At 58.5% G+C, this 17,022-nt stretch carries 16 protein-coding genes; 10 read left to right on the top strand and 6 right to left on the bottom strand.

What is annotated here, in order from left to right:
• Nucleotides 1–7: 7 nt before the first annotated feature.
• From KDX37_RS00985 to KDX37_RS00960, 6 genes are all read left to right on the top strand, one after another.
• Entirely contained in the window at nucleotides 8–856 is an 849-nt protein-coding gene (locus KDX37_RS00985) for a BON domain-containing protein (protein ID WP_231650740.1), read from the top strand.
• Between the two features lie 229 nt (nucleotides 857–1,085).
• The gene (locus tag KDX37_RS00980; RefSeq protein ID WP_231650739.1) at nucleotides 1,086–1,370 is read left to right on the top strand and encodes a hypothetical protein; all 285 of its coding nucleotides are present in this window, start codon (nucleotides 1,086–1,088) and stop codon (nucleotides 1,368–1,370) included.
• 65 nt (nucleotides 1,371–1,435) lie between these two features.
• Nucleotides 1,436–1,600, top strand: a complete 165-nt coding sequence (locus KDX37_RS00975) for a DUF1328 domain-containing protein (protein WP_002555679.1) — start codon at nucleotides 1,436–1,438, stop codon at nucleotides 1,598–1,600.
• A gap of 2 nt (nucleotides 1,601–1,602) precedes the next feature.
• Nucleotides 1,603–2,067: an inhibitor of vertebrate lysozyme family protein gene (locus tag KDX37_RS00970; protein WP_231650738.1), complete on the top strand. Its 465-nt coding sequence runs from the start codon at nucleotides 1,603–1,605 to the stop codon at nucleotides 2,065–2,067.
• 657 nt (nucleotides 2,068–2,724) lie between these two features.
• Nucleotides 2,725–4,056, top strand: a complete 1,332-nt coding sequence (gene gltP / locus KDX37_RS00965) for a glutamate/aspartate:proton symporter GltP (RefSeq protein ID WP_231650737.1) — start codon at nucleotides 2,725–2,727, stop codon at nucleotides 4,054–4,056.
• A gap of 145 nt (nucleotides 4,057–4,201) precedes the next feature.
• Nucleotides 4,202–5,443, top strand: a complete 1,242-nt coding sequence (locus KDX37_RS00960) for a nucleoside recognition domain-containing protein (protein WP_231650736.1) — start codon at nucleotides 4,202–4,204, stop codon at nucleotides 5,441–5,443.
• Between the two features lie 4 nt (nucleotides 5,444–5,447).
• On the opposite strand, the gene KDX37_RS00955 is transcribed toward KDX37_RS00960, so the two are convergent.
• The 4 genes from KDX37_RS00955 to KDX37_RS00940 form a co-directional block, all read right to left on the bottom strand.
• Nucleotides 5,448–6,653: a DUF5924 family protein gene (locus tag KDX37_RS00955; RefSeq protein WP_231650735.1), complete on the bottom strand. Its 1,206-nt coding sequence runs from the start codon at nucleotides 6,651–6,653 to the stop codon at nucleotides 5,448–5,450.
• Nucleotides 6,654–6,745: 92 nt separating this feature from the next.
• Nucleotides 6,746–8,134 (bottom strand): M16 family metallopeptidase, encoded by a 1,389-nt coding sequence (locus KDX37_RS00950; protein ID WP_231650734.1) that lies wholly within the window; start codon nucleotides 8,132–8,134, stop codon nucleotides 6,746–6,748.
• 57 nt (nucleotides 8,135–8,191) lie between these two features.
• Nucleotides 8,192–9,844 carry a Na/Pi cotransporter family protein gene (locus KDX37_RS00945; protein WP_231650732.1) on the bottom strand — a complete coding sequence of 551 codons (1,653 nt, stop codon included), beginning with the start codon at nucleotides 9,842–9,844 and terminating at the stop codon, nucleotides 8,192–8,194.
• Between the two features lie 356 nt (nucleotides 9,845–10,200).
• Nucleotides 10,201–12,099 carry a cytochrome c/FTR1 family iron permease gene (locus tag KDX37_RS00940; RefSeq protein ID WP_231650731.1) on the bottom strand — a complete coding sequence of 633 codons (1,899 nt, stop codon included), beginning with the start codon at nucleotides 12,097–12,099 and terminating at the stop codon, nucleotides 10,201–10,203.
• 381 nt (nucleotides 12,100–12,480) lie between these two features.
• Between KDX37_RS00940 and KDX37_RS00935 the strand changes: the two genes are divergently transcribed.
• The 4 genes from KDX37_RS00935 to KDX37_RS00920 are packed head-to-tail and all read left to right on the top strand — an operon-like array spanning nucleotide 12,481 to nucleotide 15,637.
• On the top strand, nucleotides 12,481–13,878 hold the full coding sequence (locus tag KDX37_RS00935) for a COG3014 family protein (RefSeq protein WP_231650729.1): 1,398 nt from the start codon (nucleotides 12,481–12,483) through the stop codon (nucleotides 13,876–13,878).
• Between the two features lie 13 nt (nucleotides 13,879–13,891).
• Complete coding sequence (locus tag KDX37_RS00930; RefSeq protein WP_231650727.1) at nucleotides 13,892–14,263, top strand: YcfL family protein; 372 nt, start codon at nucleotides 13,892–13,894, stop codon at nucleotides 14,261–14,263.
• Nucleotides 14,264–14,304: 41 nt separating this feature from the next.
• Entirely contained in the window at nucleotides 14,305–14,892 is a 588-nt protein-coding gene (lpoB, locus tag KDX37_RS00925; protein WP_231651001.1) for a penicillin-binding protein activator LpoB, read from the top strand.
• A 4-nt stretch (nucleotides 14,893–14,896) separates the two neighbouring features.
• Nucleotides 14,897–15,637 (top strand): penicillin-binding protein activator LpoB, encoded by a 741-nt coding sequence (locus KDX37_RS00920; RefSeq protein WP_231650725.1) that lies wholly within the window; start codon nucleotides 14,897–14,899, stop codon nucleotides 15,635–15,637.
• A gap of 77 nt (nucleotides 15,638–15,714) precedes the next feature.
• Here the strand turns inward: KDX37_RS00920 and KDX37_RS00915 are convergent, their stop codons facing one another.
• Together KDX37_RS00915 and KDX37_RS00910 are read right to left on the bottom strand one after the other, a co-directional pair.
• Nucleotides 15,715–16,347, bottom strand: a complete 633-nt coding sequence (locus KDX37_RS00915) for a LysE family transporter (RefSeq protein WP_231650723.1) — start codon at nucleotides 16,345–16,347, stop codon at nucleotides 15,715–15,717.
• Nucleotides 16,348–16,414: 67 nt separating this feature from the next.
• Nucleotides 16,415–17,008, bottom strand: coding sequence for a mechanosensitive ion channel family protein (locus KDX37_RS00910; protein ID WP_231650721.1), 594 nt, complete (start codon nucleotides 17,006–17,008; stop codon nucleotides 16,415–16,417).
• Nucleotides 17,009–17,022: the final 14 nt, after the last annotated feature.

Raw genomic sequence — 17,022 nt, 5'->3', positions numbered from 1 at the left:
AATTCTTATGCACCCACTGAAAAAGATCGCCCTCATTACCGCGACCGCAACCTTCCTTGGCACTGGCCCTTCACTCGCACTGGCAGCGCAAGACGACTTGCCGACTCAGCTCGCCGAAGCCCGACAAGAGGGTTCGATCTGGACTGCCTTTGCACTCAACAGGCATTTGAGCCCTTTCAAAATCGACGTTGACGTCGAGCAAGGCACCGCCATTCTGAAAGGCAAGGTCGAGACCGATGTGGATCGTGAGCTGGCCGAACGCATCGCACTGGATGTTGCGGGGATCAACAAAGTCGACAACCAGCTGGAAGTGGATGCATCAGTTGCCAGCGACCCGGCCACGAAAACCGGTATGGCTCAACGCTTTGAAGACGCCACGCTGGTAGCAACGGTGAAGTCCAAGTTGCTGTGGAGCAGCGTCACCGAGGGCCTGACCATAGATGTGAGCAGCAATGAAGGCGTAGTGACCTTGAAGGGACGAGCGCAGAGCCCTGAAGCCAAGGAGCTTGCAGGCCGCCTGGCGACCAATACGGACGGCGTGGTCAGTGTCAATAACCTGCTCAGCCTCAGCGCCGCCGATTCTATAGCCGCCAAGGCGCAGCCGCAGACGCTCACAGCGACAGAGGAAATGAGCGACGCGTGGATCACCAGCAAGGTGAAGGCCAGCCTGATCTACAGCCGCAGCTTGGATGGCTTGAACATGAAGGTCGACACCAAAGGCGGTGTGGTCACCCTGAACGGCGTAGTCGCCAACTTTGCGGAGAAGGAACTGGCGATTGAAATCGCACGAAACATTCGTGGTGTAAAAGGCGTGAACGGCGACGCCTTGAAAGTCATGGCGCGCAGCGCAGGCTGACAGACCAGACAAATAAAGCCATACGACTCGTGCAGAACGCACGATTACAAAGGTGTAATCGTGCAGCTTGCGTGTAAGGCAACTCCGAAAAACTTTATAACTCGTTGATTTTATTGAATTTAATTTCAATGCAAAAGCTGGCACGCAGTCTGCAATATCCCACTCAACGAAGGTCGGCAACACACGACCATAACGAATGAATGCCCACTCATGTGGAGGGAGCTAGCGGATGAACAGTCAGCGTATTGCACAGTTGCGGATCTCCCCCCTCCATGTGCAGCAAGGCCTTTTTCTGCTCCTTGCCTTGCTGGTCACGCTGATCGCCATTCAGCAGTTTCAGCGTTGGAATCAAGCCAACGAAGCGACCCATATCCAACAGCAAATCATCCACAGCAGCATTTCATACCGCAGCGTCAGCTCGCCGATGGCTCAAGACACCGCCTTGAGCATTCGCCCAGTTGACGGTGTGGTTGCTGTAGATGAAGTAGCGCCGCAGCAAAAATGGGTTTTCTGACCCGATCTGAAATACATGCACTACCCGGAATCTGAAAATTAACGGCTTTAAAAAGGAGTATCACCATGTTGAGTTGGGCTATCACGTTTCTGATCATCGCCATTGTTGCTGCAGTACTTGGCTTCGGTGGTATTGCGGGCACAGCTACAGGCATCGCCAAGATCCTGTTCGTTGTCTTCCTCGTGATGTTCGTTGTGTCGTTCTTCTTCGGTCGTCGCGGTCGAGGCTGATGATGCATACGTCACTGCGTAGTCTGGCGGCCGCCCTGTTGATGGGCGGTAGTGCCATGGCAGTAGCTGCCAATGATGGACAAGCCCGCGTGAATGAGCTCTTGAGCTCATCACCCGAGTACCGTCAGACCTGGATGAAGGTCGTCAAGAAAGAAGAACGGTTGCCCGAATGGGTGCTCAATCTTTCAGGTACCTCCGACCAGATGACGGCAGTGACGGAGGACGGTGACCCGTATCTGGTGGGTCCGCTCTGCGAGACCGCCGATACGTGCAAGAGCAAGCGCCTGATCGTGTCGTTCAGTCTCGACAAGGAAGATGCTTACGCAATGTTGGTGGAGGTGCCTGCTGGTCTGCCAGCGGATAAATCCCCGACACTTCATGCGACTTACAGGTTTTTGGGCAAGCCCGACGAGGGTATGCAGCAGCTGCTGAAAGAGCAGTTACGCAAAGACCCGAACTGGTATTGATCCAGAGCGGAGAGAGAGATGTCCTCCGGGACGACTTTTTCCGGTTGCGCGGCCCGAAGAGGGTACGCGCATGACCAGGGGGCCGGGATGTGCTGATCGAAAGGATCGGCGTGACCTAGGGGTACAGGGAGTACCTCCGATGAGGGCCGGGTCAGGCAAGCTGCCGTGCAAGTCAACGATTTCATGACTCGTTCGTCGGGTCTGAACAGGACACTTGCACGGCGCTTTACATTCCAGGCGCGCCATAGGCCTTCGGATTTTTACCGTACATCCAGAAAAGTGCTGCCAGCACACCCTCCTGCAGTGCCAAGCACTGACTGCAACAGCCTTCGATATTTCGCTATCCCCCTTCACGCAAGCGACGTTTTAGCCGCTTTGACGTAAAAACGCCCTCTTCCAATCTGTCGCAAATCAACGCTTTCGGTCGTTTTTGTATGCCGATATTGCATGAGGTAGTCGTTTACGGCATTAGACGTCGGTGGCTGCGGTGAGAATAGTTGCGCCTTTTTTCGCCTGCTACAGAGCTGGGATGCTCGCCTGCGGTGACCTTCTCTGGACGACGCCAAAAGTCATCCGTGCTTCGAGAATGCTGTGGAAAAGCAGTCTCATCGTGTCGGTTTTGGACTAGCCCACCCCACTTGAAATAAGGGTATGAACATGAGGAAGGCAAAGCTGAGTCTGGCCTGGCAGATTCTTATAGGGCTGGCACTGGGTATTCTGTTCGGTGCGCTGCTGAACCACTTCAGTGCGGAAAAGGCCTGGTGGATCAGCAATATTCTGCAGCCTGCAGGTGACATCTTCATCCGCCTGATCAAGATGATCGTCATCCCGATCGTCGTGGCTTCGCTGGTCGTGGGTATTGCCGGTGTGGGCGATGCCAAGAAACTCGGGCGAATCGGCCTCAAATCCATCCTTTATTTCGAAGTCGTCACGACCATTGCGATTCTGGTCGGCCTGATTCTGGCCAATGTGTTCCATCCGGGCACCGGCATCGACATGAGTACGCTGGGCACTGTTGATATTTCCAAGTATCAACAGACTACTGCCGAGGTTCAGCATGATCATGCCTTTATCGCTACCATTCTCAACCTGATCCCGTCCAATATCTTTGCCGCCATGGCCCGTGGCGAGATGCTGCCGATCATCTTCTTCTCGGTGCTGTTCGGGCTGGGGCTTTCAAGCCTTCAGGCCGAAGTCCGCGACCCGCTGGTCAAACTGTTCCAGGGCGTCTCGGAAACCATGTTCAAGGTCACTCACATGATCATGAACTACGCACCCATCGGCGTGTTCGCGCTCATTTCGGTGACCGTCGCCAACTTCGGGTTCGCATCGCTGCTGCCATTGGCCAAGCTGGTGCTGCTGGTGTACTTCGCCATCGCCTTCTTCGCCTTTATGGTACTGGGCGCGATCGCACGCCTGTTCGGCTTCTCGGTCATCAAGCTGATGCGCATCTTCAAGGACGAGCTGATCCTCGCCTACTCCACCGCCAGCTCCGAAACCGTGCTGCCGCGTGTGATCCAGAAGATGGAAGCCTATGGTGCACCCAAAGCGATCTGCAGCTTCGTGGTACCGACCGGGTACTCGTTCAACCTCGATGGCTCGACGTTGTACCAAAGCATCGCTGCAATCTTCATCGCTCAGTTGTACGGCATCGACCTGTCGATCGGCGCGCAGCTGATGCTGGTGCTGACACTGATGGTTACCTCCAAAGGCATCGCGGGCGTTCCGGGTGTCTCGTTCGTAGTGCTGCTGGCGACTCTGGGCAGCGCGGGTATCCCGCTGGAAGGCCTGGCGTTCATCGCTGGCGTTGATCGGATCATGGACATGGCACGCACCGCCCTGAACGTGATCGGCAATGCGCTGGCCGTCCTCGTCATCTCACGCTGGGAAGGCATGTATGACGACGTGAAGGGCCAGGCCTACTGGGAATCCTTGCCGCACTGGCGCAGCAAGTCGTTGGTGCCGCCAGGCAAGCCTACTGCCGACTGATCGTCACACCGTTACGCAGACAAACCCCGCACTGGCGGGGTTTGTCGTTTCCGGGGCCAGGGAACTCAACTGCGCATCCGCGCACCGATTTCCCTCCAGCGCACCCCGCCGTTATCATCCCCGCATCTTGTGAGGGACTTATCCGATGCTCAATGGCCTGTGGCTTGGTTTTTTTGTCGTGGCGGCCATCTCCGCGCTGGCACAGTGGCTGATTGGCGGTAACGCGGGCATTTTTGCCGCCATGGTCGAGAGCATCTTCGCCATGGCCAAGCTGTCAGTCGAGGTCATGGTGCTGCTGTTCGGTACCCTGACGCTGTGGCTGGGCTTTTTGCGCATCGCCGAAAAGGCCGGCATCGTCGATTGGCTGGCCAAGGTACTCGGGCCTCTGTTTCTGCGCCTGATGCCGGAAGTCCCGCCGGGCCACCCCGCGCTGGGCCTGATCACTCTCAACTTCGCCGCCAATGCACTGGGGCTGGACAACGCCGCTACGCCGATCGGCCTGAAGGCCATGCGTTCTTTGCAAGAGCTCAACCCCAGCAAGACCACGGCCAGCAACGCACAGATTCTGTTTCTGGTGCTGAACGCCTCGTCGCTCACCCTGCTGCCCGTGACGATCTTCATGTACCGCGCCCAGCAAGGTGCGCCCGATCCTACCCTGGTCTTTTTGCCCATTCTGCTGGCCACCAGCGCCTCAACCTTCGTCGGCCTGCTGTCGGTGGCGTTCATGCAGCGCCTGCGCCTCTGGGACCCAGTGGTGCTCGCTTATCTGATCCCGGGCGCGCTGTTGCTCGGGGGTTTCATGGCGTTTCTGGCGACGCTCTCGGCGGCTGCGCTGGCGGGGCTTTCCTCCATTCTGGGCAACCTCACGCTGTTCGGCCTGATCATGATGTTTTTGATCATTGGTTCGTTGCGCAAGGTGCAGGTCTACGAGGCCTTTGTCGAAGGGGCGAAGGAAGGTTTCGATGTTGCCAAAAGCCTGCTGCCGTACCTGGTTGCCATGCTCTGTGCAGTCGGCGTGCTAAGGGCATCGGGGGCGCTGGACTTCGGCCTGGAAGGCATTCGTCATCTGGTGGAATGGCTGGGCATGGACACGCGCTTCGTCGACGCGCTGCCGACCGCGATGGTCAAACCCTTCTCGGGCAGCGCCGCCCGGGCCTTGCTGATCGAAACCATGCAGACCCAGGGCGTGGACAGCTTCGCAGCGCTGGCAGCGGCAACGATTCAGGGCAGTACCGAAACCACCTTCTACGTGCTGGCGGTGTATTTTGGCGCCGTCGGTATCCAGCGAGCCCGCCACGCAGTCGGCTGCGCACTGCTGGCCGAGTTTTGCGGCGTAGTCGCGGCAATCTACGTCTGCTACTGGTTCTTCGGCGCCACTGCGAGCTGAGGCCCTACTGAGCAGGTGCCTCAGGTGGCGTTTCGGCTGAGGGGCTTTCTCGTTTCGGCTCACTGGCTGGGGGCTTTTCCGGAGCCGCGTCAGATTTGCGCTCTGACCCGGCTTCAGGTTCGGCCTGTTCAGACTGATCGCCGCCAGGCTTGAGCTTGATCAATCGACCAGCAGGTTTGGTGACAGTCGGTTGATCGGTATCGGTCACCACAAAACGCAGCACACCGATCATCTGCCCGTCCTCCGTCAACACCCTCACCTGCCAGCGACCGACCACGTCCTGAGGAAAGTTCTGTTTGTGAGTCCAGGCGCGATAGCCTTCCTTGCGACCGCCATGGATGTCCAGCGCGATACGATCCACTTCTTTACCGTCGTGGCGCCATACGTGATAAATCCGCTCTTCCAGACCCCGCGGCGCGTTGATGGCGGTGTAGGCATACAACCCGCTGCTGCGCAGCTGACTGGCACTGATCTCGGAAATGCTGTCGCCAGGAGTACGGCTCTTGTTATCGAAGTCCGGGCTCACCGCCACCTCGGTCAACCACAACGTCGCAGGCGGCACCCAGGAGCGCAGCATCCAGCCAGCGCCGCCTATCGCCACGATCATTGCCACTACCGTCACTGCACGTCGCCAGTTATTGAGCGGGAAGCTGGACGCCAGGCTAGGGAACGACAGCAACAACGCTACACCCAGCGCCAGCTTGTAACTCTCGGCGGTGGTCAGGTGCAGGATGATGGGCAACGCGGTAAGCAAGGCTGCAAACAGAGTAAGCGTGTGCAGAGCCATGAACAGCCAGCGACGCGGCGCCAGCCATTTGTAATACAGCGGATCAATGATCGAGATCAGGCCGGCGGCGCCAAGAAACGCTGTGAAAATTGCCTGTCCGCTGTTCCAGGTGGTGGTGATGAAAAAGAACGGCAGTACAAAAAACAGGCTTTCCTGGTGGATCATCTGCGTGCCGTAGCGCAACAAGCCTTGAGGGATCTCACGCCCGATGGCCTTGTTCAGCAGGCCGACCATGGTGTTCTCGACCATCAGCCATAGCCAGCTGATGAGCATGACCACCGCAATCCAGGTCGCCAGACCCGCCTGGCGGTCGACCAGAATGAAGCTGGCAATACCCGACACAAAACCAAAAGCCGCGATAAGCCCGGGGTAACGCTTCATCAATTCAAGCACGGGTGTGACGTAGCGGTTCAGGTCAGGCATTTCAACGATTCACTCGGGTCAGTTCAATCAAAAAACCCGCGCAGCATAGCAATGCCGCGCGGGTTCTTGCATACAGGCAGAAGGCGCAGCGCCTAGCGCCCGCGCATACGGCGGCGCCAGATGGCCAACGATACTGCCAACACTACAATCAGGCCCAGCACCGCCGCGCCGATCCAGTACAGACCGTCATAACCGAGCAACGGTTTTTCAATTCTCATGTAGCCCGGCTGTGCCAACAGCTGACGCATGGCACGATTGGCCGTCTCGATACTCACAGCCCCGGTCCGTTTGGCAGGGTCCTCAAAGCGGCCCTTGTCGTAATCGTTCAGGGCACCCCAGTAGTAATCAGCCAACGCGCTATTGCCCTGCACCGCCCAGGCCTGTCGAGCAATGGCAGCGGCTTTCAGACGTGCAAACGTGGCCGGCTGCATGCCTTCCTTTTGCAGACGCTCGACCAGCGCACGTATTTCCTGCTCGGCCTGGTCAGCATCCTCGCGTTGAACATCGGCGTTCAAGCTCAAAAACCCGACATCGCCAAACACTTCGCGATCCGCCGAGGGCCCGTAGGACAAACCATGCTTCAGACGCAGCTCCGTATAGAGCGACCAGTCAAGATACGATTCGACAAGGTCCCAGGTCTCGTCATGCTGCTCGTCCAGTTGCGGCTCAGTGTAGATCAAGTGCAGCTTGACGCTCTCGCCCAGTCCACCCCGTTCGAGCTCGCGCCTTGGCTGCGCAGTACCCGTGCTCTCAGCAAGCGGCGGATGGTCGATAGGATCGGTCGGGACAAGCTTGCCGTAAGTTCGCTCCAGGTAGGCAGGCAACAGCTTGTCCAGTTCGCCCACCACGATCAGCGTCATGTTGTTGGGGGCATACCAGTTGGCCAGCACTTCTTCGAGATGCTCAAGCGAGACGGCTTCGACTTCAGGGCGTTCAGCGCATTTCAAGCCCAGCTCGATGGCCAGTTGGGTGCTCGCACCATGGCTGGAATCGCGGCGATCAAGCAGGCGTTGCAGATGCGAGGCATGCCCACCATCCTCGCGCTCGACAACACGTTTGACGTTGTCCAGACGCGGCTGATCCAGCTCGGTTCTGGTCAGCACTTCGAGCAACAGATCCAGCACCTTGCGCTGGTTTCGGGCAGGCGCCTCAATCACGAATGTTGTGTCGGTGTTGCTGGTGAACGCGTTCCACTCACCACCCAGTGCCTGCATGCGCTCCTCAAGCCCACCTTCGCCGCTGGCATCGACGCCACTGAACAACAGGTGCTCAAGCAGATGAGGCAGCTCTTTATCCTGACAGGCAAAGTCGTCAAAACCGATGCCAACCACCAGACGGATCGCGACGTGCCCTTTGTCGTAGCCCGGTTTCAGCAGGACCTGCAAACCATTGGGCAGCAGGTAGCCCTCGACCTGAAGTCGATCAAGGGCAAATGAGGGGAGTGAACCGAGAAGCAGACAAGCAAACAGCAGGCAACGCATAAAGCAGCTTTCCTTGCGGGCCGGTATGTTTAACAGACTTCGTCTGCCTGCTTACGTTCATAGCGATTGCTCGGTCGCGCCCTCGCTGGACAAGGCACCGGTGTCGGCCGTTTCCAGAACCGCATAGGCACTGCTGCAGAACAGCGAATTCAGGCGTTTCATGTCGGCAATCAGCTCAAGGTGCAGCGAACTGGTTTCGATGCTCTGCACCACCTTGCGTTGCAAACGGCTCACGTGAGCATGGGCCAAGCGCCGTTCCTGAGCCCGGAATCGGCGTTTTTCACGCAGCAGCTGACGCGCACTTTCTTCGTCACCGCTGAGAAACACCGACAGACCCAGACGCAGATTGGACTGCAACTGAATGTGCAGATCCGCCAGCTCCTCGAGCCCGACCTCCGAGAAGGAACGGCGCTGCGAAGTTTTCTGCTGCTGAATCTTGCGCAGCATGCGTTCGATCAGCCCGCTGGCCAGTTCCAGGTTGATGGTCAGTTCGATGATTTCTGCCCAGCGGCGATTATCATGCTCGCCCAGTTCTTCCCGTGGCATCTGCGCCAGATACAGCTTGATGGCGCTATAAAGCGCTTCAACATCGTCATTGAGACGGCGCACTTCCTGGGTGACTGCGGTCTGCGTGCCACGTAGCACCGCCAGCATCGAACCCAGCATGCTCTCGATCAGGTCACCCATGCGCAGGGTTTCCCGCACTGCATTGGCCAGCGCAAGACTTGGCGTCGCCAGCGCGGTCAGGTCCAGATGGCGAGGTTTGGCCAACCCTCCGGCTTCGTTCTGTTGCGGCAGCAGTGCAGCGCACAGCCGCGCCATGGGTCCGACCGTCGGCAACATGATCAGGCAGCGCGTGGTGTTGTAGATCAGGTGGAAGCCGATGACCAGTTCCTGTGGACGGAAGCCCAGCGTGTCGATCCACGTCACCAGCGGATCAAGCACCGGGATGATCAGCAGCAGGCCCAGCAGTTTGTACAACAGGCTGCCCAGCGCAACTTGCCGACCTGCGACGTTCTGCATGCTGGTGCTGAGGAAGGCGAGCAACCCACTGCCGATATTGGCACCGATCACCAACCCGATAGCCACTGGCAAACCGATGATTTCCGCGCCTGCCAGGGTCGCGGTCAGCAGCACCGCAGCCAGGCTGGAATAAGAGATAAGCGCAAACATCGCGCCCACCAGTGCATCGAGCAGCAGATCACCCGTCAGCGAAGCGAAGAGTACTTTGACGCCTGTCGCCTGAGTGATCGGCGCTGCGGCTGCGACAATCAGTTGCAACGCTAGCACAATCAGCCCGAGACCAATACCCACGCGCCCCAACTGACCGGCACGGGTCTGTTTGCGTGACAAAAAGAACACCACGCCGAGAAAAATCAGCAGCGGTGACAGCCACGACAGGTCGAAGGTCAGCACCCGCGACATCAGCGCAGTACCCACATCGGCACCCAGCATGATGACCAGCGCAGGCGTCAGGGTCATCAGCCCCTGACCCACGAAGGAGGTGACAAGCATGGCGGTGGCATTACTGCTCTGCACCATGGCGGTGACCAGAATACCGGCGACGAATGCCAGCGGACGCCTGGACATGTTCTGGCTGAGCAGACGTCGTAGTTGCGCGCCGTAAACACGCAGGATGCCGGTACGCACAATGTGCGTGCCCCAGATCAGCAGCGCCACGGCGGATAGCAAATCGAGCAGGGTCAGCATAGTGAGGCCCCCTGAGGTGTGCCCAATAAGGCAGTGTGAATTGAAAGTGAGGCGAGTCGCGAGCGGGGAGGTGTTGTGTAACGCTCCACTAAAGCTTTAGTCGGCCTTTGGCATGGACGCCAGCATCGCACAGGCCCGGTTTCATTGAAATAAAACTGTCACAAATGACAGCATCGATGTCGGTATCAGGACATCGTCCCGGTTTTATGGGGATTGCGCGGCGCTGCTGCCTGTACCACGCCCTGCTCGGGACGCGATAAAGACGGCTGCTTCATCGAGGGTAAGTCCGCGTCTACCGCAAAAGGTTTCATCCTTTTGGGTAAACGCGAACTGCTTGTGGCCAGGTCTGGCAGGTGTCAGGCAGCGGACTGAAGCCGACGTTTTTCTGCCAGACGGCTGCGGCCGTATAGCACCGCGATGGCGATCAACGCGATGGCCTGTGCAGACAACGAATACGCATCGGCATGAATCCCCAGCCAATCGAACTCGAAGAACGGCACCGGCCGCGTACCGAATATGCCGGCTTCCTGAAGTGCCTTGACGCCATGACCGGCAAACACTACCGACAACGCGCACAGCAACGCGGCGTTGACGCCGAAGAACAGCGACAGCGGCAGCTTTGCCGAACCGCGCAGAATGATCCACGCCAACCCGATCAACAGCACCAGTGCTGTGGCACCACCCGCCAGTACCGCGTTATGGCCTGCTGGCCCTGCCTGCAACCACAGGGTTTCGTAGAACAGGATGACTTCGAACAGTTCTCGATAGACCGAGAAAAACGCCAGCACCGCGAAGCCGAAACGCCCACCGCCGCCCACCAGACTGCTTTTCACATAGTCCTGCCACGCGGCTGCGTGACGGCGATCATGCATCCAGACACCCAGCCAGAGCACCATGACGCTGGCAAACAGCGCAGTAGCGCCTTCGAGCAATTCCCGTTGCGCACCGCTGACGTCAATCACGTACGCTGCCAGCGCCCAGGTCCCCAACCCCGCCAGCAGCGCGAGCGCCCAGCCCACGTTGACACTGCGCACGGCCGATTGCTGCCCGGTGTTACGCAAAAACGCCAGAATGGCCGCCAGCACCAGAATCGCTTCCAGCCCTTCACGCAGCAGAATCAGCAGGCCCGAAACGTAGCTCAACGACAGACTCAGACCGTCGCTGCCGAGCAGGCCAGCCGACTCCTTGAGTTTGAGCTTTGCGGCTTCAAGTTTTTGCGCGGCCTGAGCGACTGGGAGACCATCCTGCAAGGACTGTCGATAAGCCATCAGGCTTTTTTCGGTGTCCTTGCGCACGTTGGCATCAACGTTATCCAGCGAACTTTCAACCAGCTCGAAGCCTTCCAGGTACGCCGCCACGGACAAATCGTAGGCCTGCTCGCGATCACCCGACCGATAGGCCGCAAGGCTCTTGTCGAGCGTTGCGCTGGTGTAATCAAGCAATTGCGCCGGGCCTCGCTGCACCTGCGGTGGCTGGGCACGCTGCGCTCTGAACGTTGCAGCGGCGTCCGGGCCTTCGGCCGCCTGAACTTCCGCGGGCGTTTGCCGGGCGAGGTCAGCCAGATTGAAGGTCTTGGTCGCTGTCGCTACCGGTTGCGCGCTGAAACTGGCGATGTAGGTCGCAATGTCCCAGCGTTGACGATCATCCAGTTGGTCTGCGAAGGCCGGCATGTCGGTGCCTGCAATACCCTGACCCAGTGTGTTGTAAAGGCCGTAGAGGCTGAGACGGTCCAGTCGCCCAGCATCGCGCAGATTGCCTGGTGGAGGTTCCAGCCCGATCCCGGCTGGCCCGTCACCGGTGCCGGTGTCGCCATGGCACACCGAACAATGCTGAGCATACAAGGGCGCACCACGGGCAGGGTCCGGAGTGATGGCCGGGGCCTGGCTGACCTCGTAGGCAAGTGCCAGCTTCGCACCCAATTGCCGCGCCTGACGAGCAACCTGTGCGCCGTCCTGACGCGTGACAACCGCTTGCTTCAGGTCAGTGACGCCCTGTGCAATTTCGACGCGTTCTTTACGCTCGGGTAGCCCGACCACCAGAGTTTGCAGTGCGCTCAATGAGTCTATCTGCCCTTGATAAGCGGAGGTTTGCACCACTTTGCCTTCCGACACGGTGGCAGGATAGTCAGCGCTCAGGTAATCCAGTGCATGCAATGCCTGCGCGGCACCTTCGACAGGATCGGCCAGCAGACTGAAACTGCACAGCGCCAACGTCGGGGCCACAAGCCAGGCAAGAAATCGGGAACAGGAGAGCATGCAGAATCTCAATAAGAATGCGATGCGTTGCATTGTTCACGTCAACGAGGCGCTACTCAATACTCCAACCGTTTTTTTGTTACAGCATTTTGCAAGAGAGTCGCACGTCTCCGTGCTGCACAAACCTGCTTCATAGTTCAATGCAATATCAGGGGAAAGTGTGCAGCAGGTCTCGGTTATGACGTAAGAATCATCCGAAATGGCTGTAGGCCGGCAAAAAGCCATTGTCATCCCCACGTCCAGCCCTATAATTCCGCGCCCGCACCCCTGTACCTACTCGGCGATGCGGCTCTCGAACCCGAACAGCGTCGCTGTTTGGCCAAATGGACTTGAACAGCTGGCGCCCTTCGCCACGACTGTCATCTAAGGGAATGGAACGCCATGTCCTCTCGTGCCTTGACCGCGCTCGCGCTGATTTCAGCTGTGCAACTGGCCGGCTGCTCCGCCTTTCGAAGCTACGACACAGAACTGCAGGAAACCAACCAGCAGTTGGTCAGCGGCAATGTCGATGCGGCACTGGGCACCCTTGAAAAGAACAACAAGGGTGAAGACAAGGACATTCTCTACTACTTCGAGAAAGGCGAGCTGCTGCGCGCCAAGGGCGACTTTACCGGCAGCCAGACCGCCTGGCGTGCCGCAGACCTGGTGGTGTTCAAGTGGGAAGAGTCGGTCAAGCTGGACACCGACAAGTACCTGGCGCAGTTCGGCAGTTTCCTGGTCAACGACAAGGTCCGCCGCTACGAAGGTTATGACTACGAAAAGGTCATGCTGACCACCCAAATGGCGCTTAACCTGCTCGCCAGCAACAACTTCGACGGCGCCCGTACCGAGATCAAAAAAACCCACGAACGCGAAGCGGTCATCGCCGAGCTGCGTGACAAGGAATACCTCAAGAGCGAGCAGGAAGCCGAAAACCGTGGCGTGAAGACCGAGTTCAAGGACTTGCAAGGCTACCCGGTTGCCTCGCTCAACGCCCCCGAAGTCGTGAGCCTGAAGAACAGCTACCAGAGTGCGTTCAGTCACTACCTGTCAGGCTTTGTCTACGAGGCACTGGGTGAAAAAGGCCTCGCTGCACCAGGCTATCGCAAGGCAGCCGAACTGCGCCCGAATACGCCGCTGCTGGAGCAGGCCCTCAAGGACCTTGACGCCTCCGCCAGCAAGGATGGCAACAGCGAAGTCCTGATCGTCGTACAAAGCGGCTTCGCACCTGCGCGTGATTCAGTGCGGATTCCGCTGCCATTGCCCATCAGCGGCAATCTGGTGATTACCCCGCTGTCTTTCCCGGTCATCAAGCCAGACACCACCACGCCTGCCTTCAACCAGATCGTCCTGGACGGCAAGCCGCTCAACCTGACGCTGCTCAACAGCACCACCGACATGTCGCGTCGCGCACTGCGTGATGACATGCCCGGCATCATTCTGCGTACCACCGTTCGCGCAATCACTCGCGGTGTGGCGCAAAAACAACTCAACGACGTCAACCCGCTGGCAGGCCTGGCAGTCGGTATCGCCTCTGCAGTTACCGAAGGCGCTGATACCCGCACCTGGCGCACATTGCCGGATAACACGCTGGTCGCGCGTCTGCGCCTGACTCAGGGCGAGCACCAGATCATTCTGCCGAATGCACTGGGCGGCTCGCACGTGCAGGTCAAGGTCGATCAGCGCTACCAGGTGATTCCGCTGCGCGCGCTGGGCAACCAGGTCTATGCCGGCAGTCTGGCGGCTCAGGTCATGTCGTCGAACGTGCCGCAAGCCGTCGCCACCGCCAAACAACCCTGATCGGAGACTTTCCATGCGTATGAAGATTGTTGGCGCGCTCATGCTCGCCCTGTTGGCGGGCTGTGCAACTCCGCCGCCACCGGCACCCGGCAGCGCGGCCAGCAAGGTCGTGTCGATGGGTGATACCAAAAACATCGAAGTGGGCGCCATGCGTGTAGCACGTGAAAACGGCTTTCTGACCGTCAAGGCTCAGCTGACCAACACCAGCAGTCGCAACAGGATGATGTACTACCGCTTTGCCTGGTTGGGCAATGACGGTTTTCCTGTGGCCGATGAAGAAAGCTGGAAAAGCATGACGCTGTATGGCTCGCAGAGCACTGTCCTGCCTGCCATCGCGCCGGTCCCGCGTGCCACTGATTTCCGCATCGAAATCAACACGCCTTGATCCGCTCAACCCTTTGCCCAGTTCCGGAGAAACTACCCATGCTGTCCACCCGCCTCTGCTCCATCGCCGCTATTGCTCTGCTGGTCACCGGTTGCGCCAACAACTCCCCGAGTCTTGGCAGCAAGAACATCAGCTACGGCGACACCAAGGCCGTTGAAACGGTTACCAACGAATTCGGCTCAACCGACCTGCAGATGATCGCAGAGAGCATGACTCGCTCTCTCGCCCAGTCCGGCACCCTGCAGGGTCGCCCGGTTGTGCAGGTCTACGACGTCAAGAACAAGACCAGCGAGTACATCGACACGCGCGAAATCACCAACTCCATCAAGACTCAATTGATGAAAACGGGCACCGCGCGCTTCGCAAGCGACGACAACCAGATGCAGAACCAGGTTGACCAGCTCAAGCTGCAAAACCAGAGCGGTCTGTACAAGAAGACCACTGTGGCCAAGACCGGCAACATGGTCGCCGCCAAATACCGCCTGGAAGGCTCGATCAGCTCCATCGTCAAGCGCAGCAGCGATTACAAGGACGTCTTCTACAAATTCAGCCTGCAATTGATCGACGTTGAAAGCGGCCTGGCAGAGTGGATGGACGAAAAAGAAATTCGCAAAACCACGGAGCGTTGATCACATGCGCACATGGATTGGCATTATCGGCATGGTTTGCGCGTTCGCAGCGAACGCAGCGCCGAAGATCGCAGTGACAGACATGGCCTTTCAGGAACGTGTGGAGCAGTACATCCACACCGTTTCGGCACGGACCAACATCCAGGCCAACCGCTACAGCGCCAGCGGCTCGTCGAGCTATGACGAGTATGAAGCGCGCAGCAGTTACATCGAGCAGGGTGAACTGCGCAAATTCAGTGGCGACATCAAGGGCGAGATTCTCAAGTCCGGCATGTTCCAGCTGGTCCAAGGCACGCCCTACACTGCCAGTTCCAAAGAAGACGTTTACGACGTCATCAAGCGCATCAAGAACGGCAACTTCAAGGGCGCGGACTACGTGCTGTTCGGCACCGTGTCGGACATCGACTTCCAGCAGGATGTGGGCGAGATTGCCAATACCGACACCCACTCCGCCATTCTGGGTCTGACACTGGTGGCTGATTTCAGCCTGATCAACACCCGTACCTACGAAGTCACCTCGGCCTTTACCGCCATGGGTGAAGGGCAGGACACCAAACTGGTCAACGGTCGCGACATCAAGGTCTCGCTCAACCGTGGTCGGGTGATTCGTGATGTCTCGAAGTCGATCGGTGAAGACGTAGCGCGTCAGTTGCGCGAGCAACTGCGTGGTGAAGTGGAATACACCGGCCAGGGTCAAATCCAGAACAACCTGCCGAGAGACGAAGCTCCGCGCATCCTGCGCTGAGCCATGCAGAACTTCTGTCAGACGCATTCATGAGCCTGCCCACCGGTATTTTGGGCGGCAGGCTCATGATACGTTGATCAGGCGGTGCCGCGATGCAAGGTCGCGAGAAAGCCAGCCGCGCCTACAAACAGACTGGCAAAAGTGCGATTCAAACGACGCTGCTGACTCGGCGTCTTGAGCAGTCGCAACACTTTGGACGCCAGCCCGGTATAACCCGCCATCACGATCAGATCCACCGCCACCATAGTCGCCGCAATAATTGCGTATTGCGTCAGCAACGGTGCGGCTGGGTCGATGAACTGGGGCAGGATCGCCAGCATGAACACCAGGGCCTTGGGGTTGCTGATGTTCACCAGAAAACCCCGGAAAACCAGGGTCATCGGTTTGCCGACCGGACGAACCGCCGATTCATCGGCAAGATCGCTGGGCAGCGCACGCCATTGCTTGATACCCAGGTAAACCAGATACGCCACACCGAACCATTTGATCAGCGTGAAGGCCAGCTCAGAGGCTGCCAGCACAGCGCCAAGCCCTGCGGCGACGATTGCAATCTGCGCAACCAGCGCAATTTGCAGTCCCAGCGCATTCCAGTAGCCGCGCCAGAAACCGTATTGCAGGCCGCAGGACATTGAGGCGATCGCGCCCGCCCCAGGAGAAAGACTGATAATCCAGCAGGCTGCAAAAAAGCCCAGCCACGTTTCAAGCGCCATTACGCACCTCAAGCAGAGTCGAATGTCCGCTAAATTAGTGCGTAAAACGCGCCGTGACTAACTATTTTTAATCCTGCTCATCCAGTTGCCGGGCGATGGCCACCTGAGGCACCAGATCGCTGCCGCGCCAGCGACGCACAGACTTCTGGAAGAACTGGCTGTTGGGCACCTGAACCAGCGCGCCGCCCGCTTCTGGCGGCTCGATCAGCGTGGTGAACATCAGGTTGATGTCGATCACTCGGCCTTTGACGCCGGGCTTGTCCAGCGTGTCGACCAGCTCGACCATGTCGCCGATACGGAACGGGCCGATGGTGAAGATCAGGATCGCGCACAGCAGGTTCGACAGTACGCTCCACATGGCAAAGAACGCCACCGCAGCGACCGCCACGAAACCGGACAACGCCGTCCACAACACCGTGGCAGAAACCCCCAGGCGGCCCAAGACAAAGACGAACGCGCTGCCCATGATCAGCCAGCGCAGCACCCCGCGCAACGGCACCAGAAGCTCTGGGGGCAGTGGGTAACGCTCACCCAGACCGGTCAGAAAACGCGCCACAATGCGTTGCAGAACATAACCGGCCAACAGGATCAGCAAGATCTGCACGCCGACCAGAATCGGCTCGATCCAATAGGCCGATACTGGCATTCCCAATACTTCCATCAAACTCTTGCCCC

Origin of the sequence: Pseudomonas californiensis (genome assembly GCF_021147775.1) — a bacterium.
Classification (GTDB): domain Bacteria; phylum Pseudomonadota; class Gammaproteobacteria; order Pseudomonadales; family Pseudomonadaceae; genus Aquipseudomonas; species Aquipseudomonas californiensis.
Note: the sequence above shows the minus strand (reverse complement) of the source record. Positions and strands in the feature narration are given on the sequence as shown.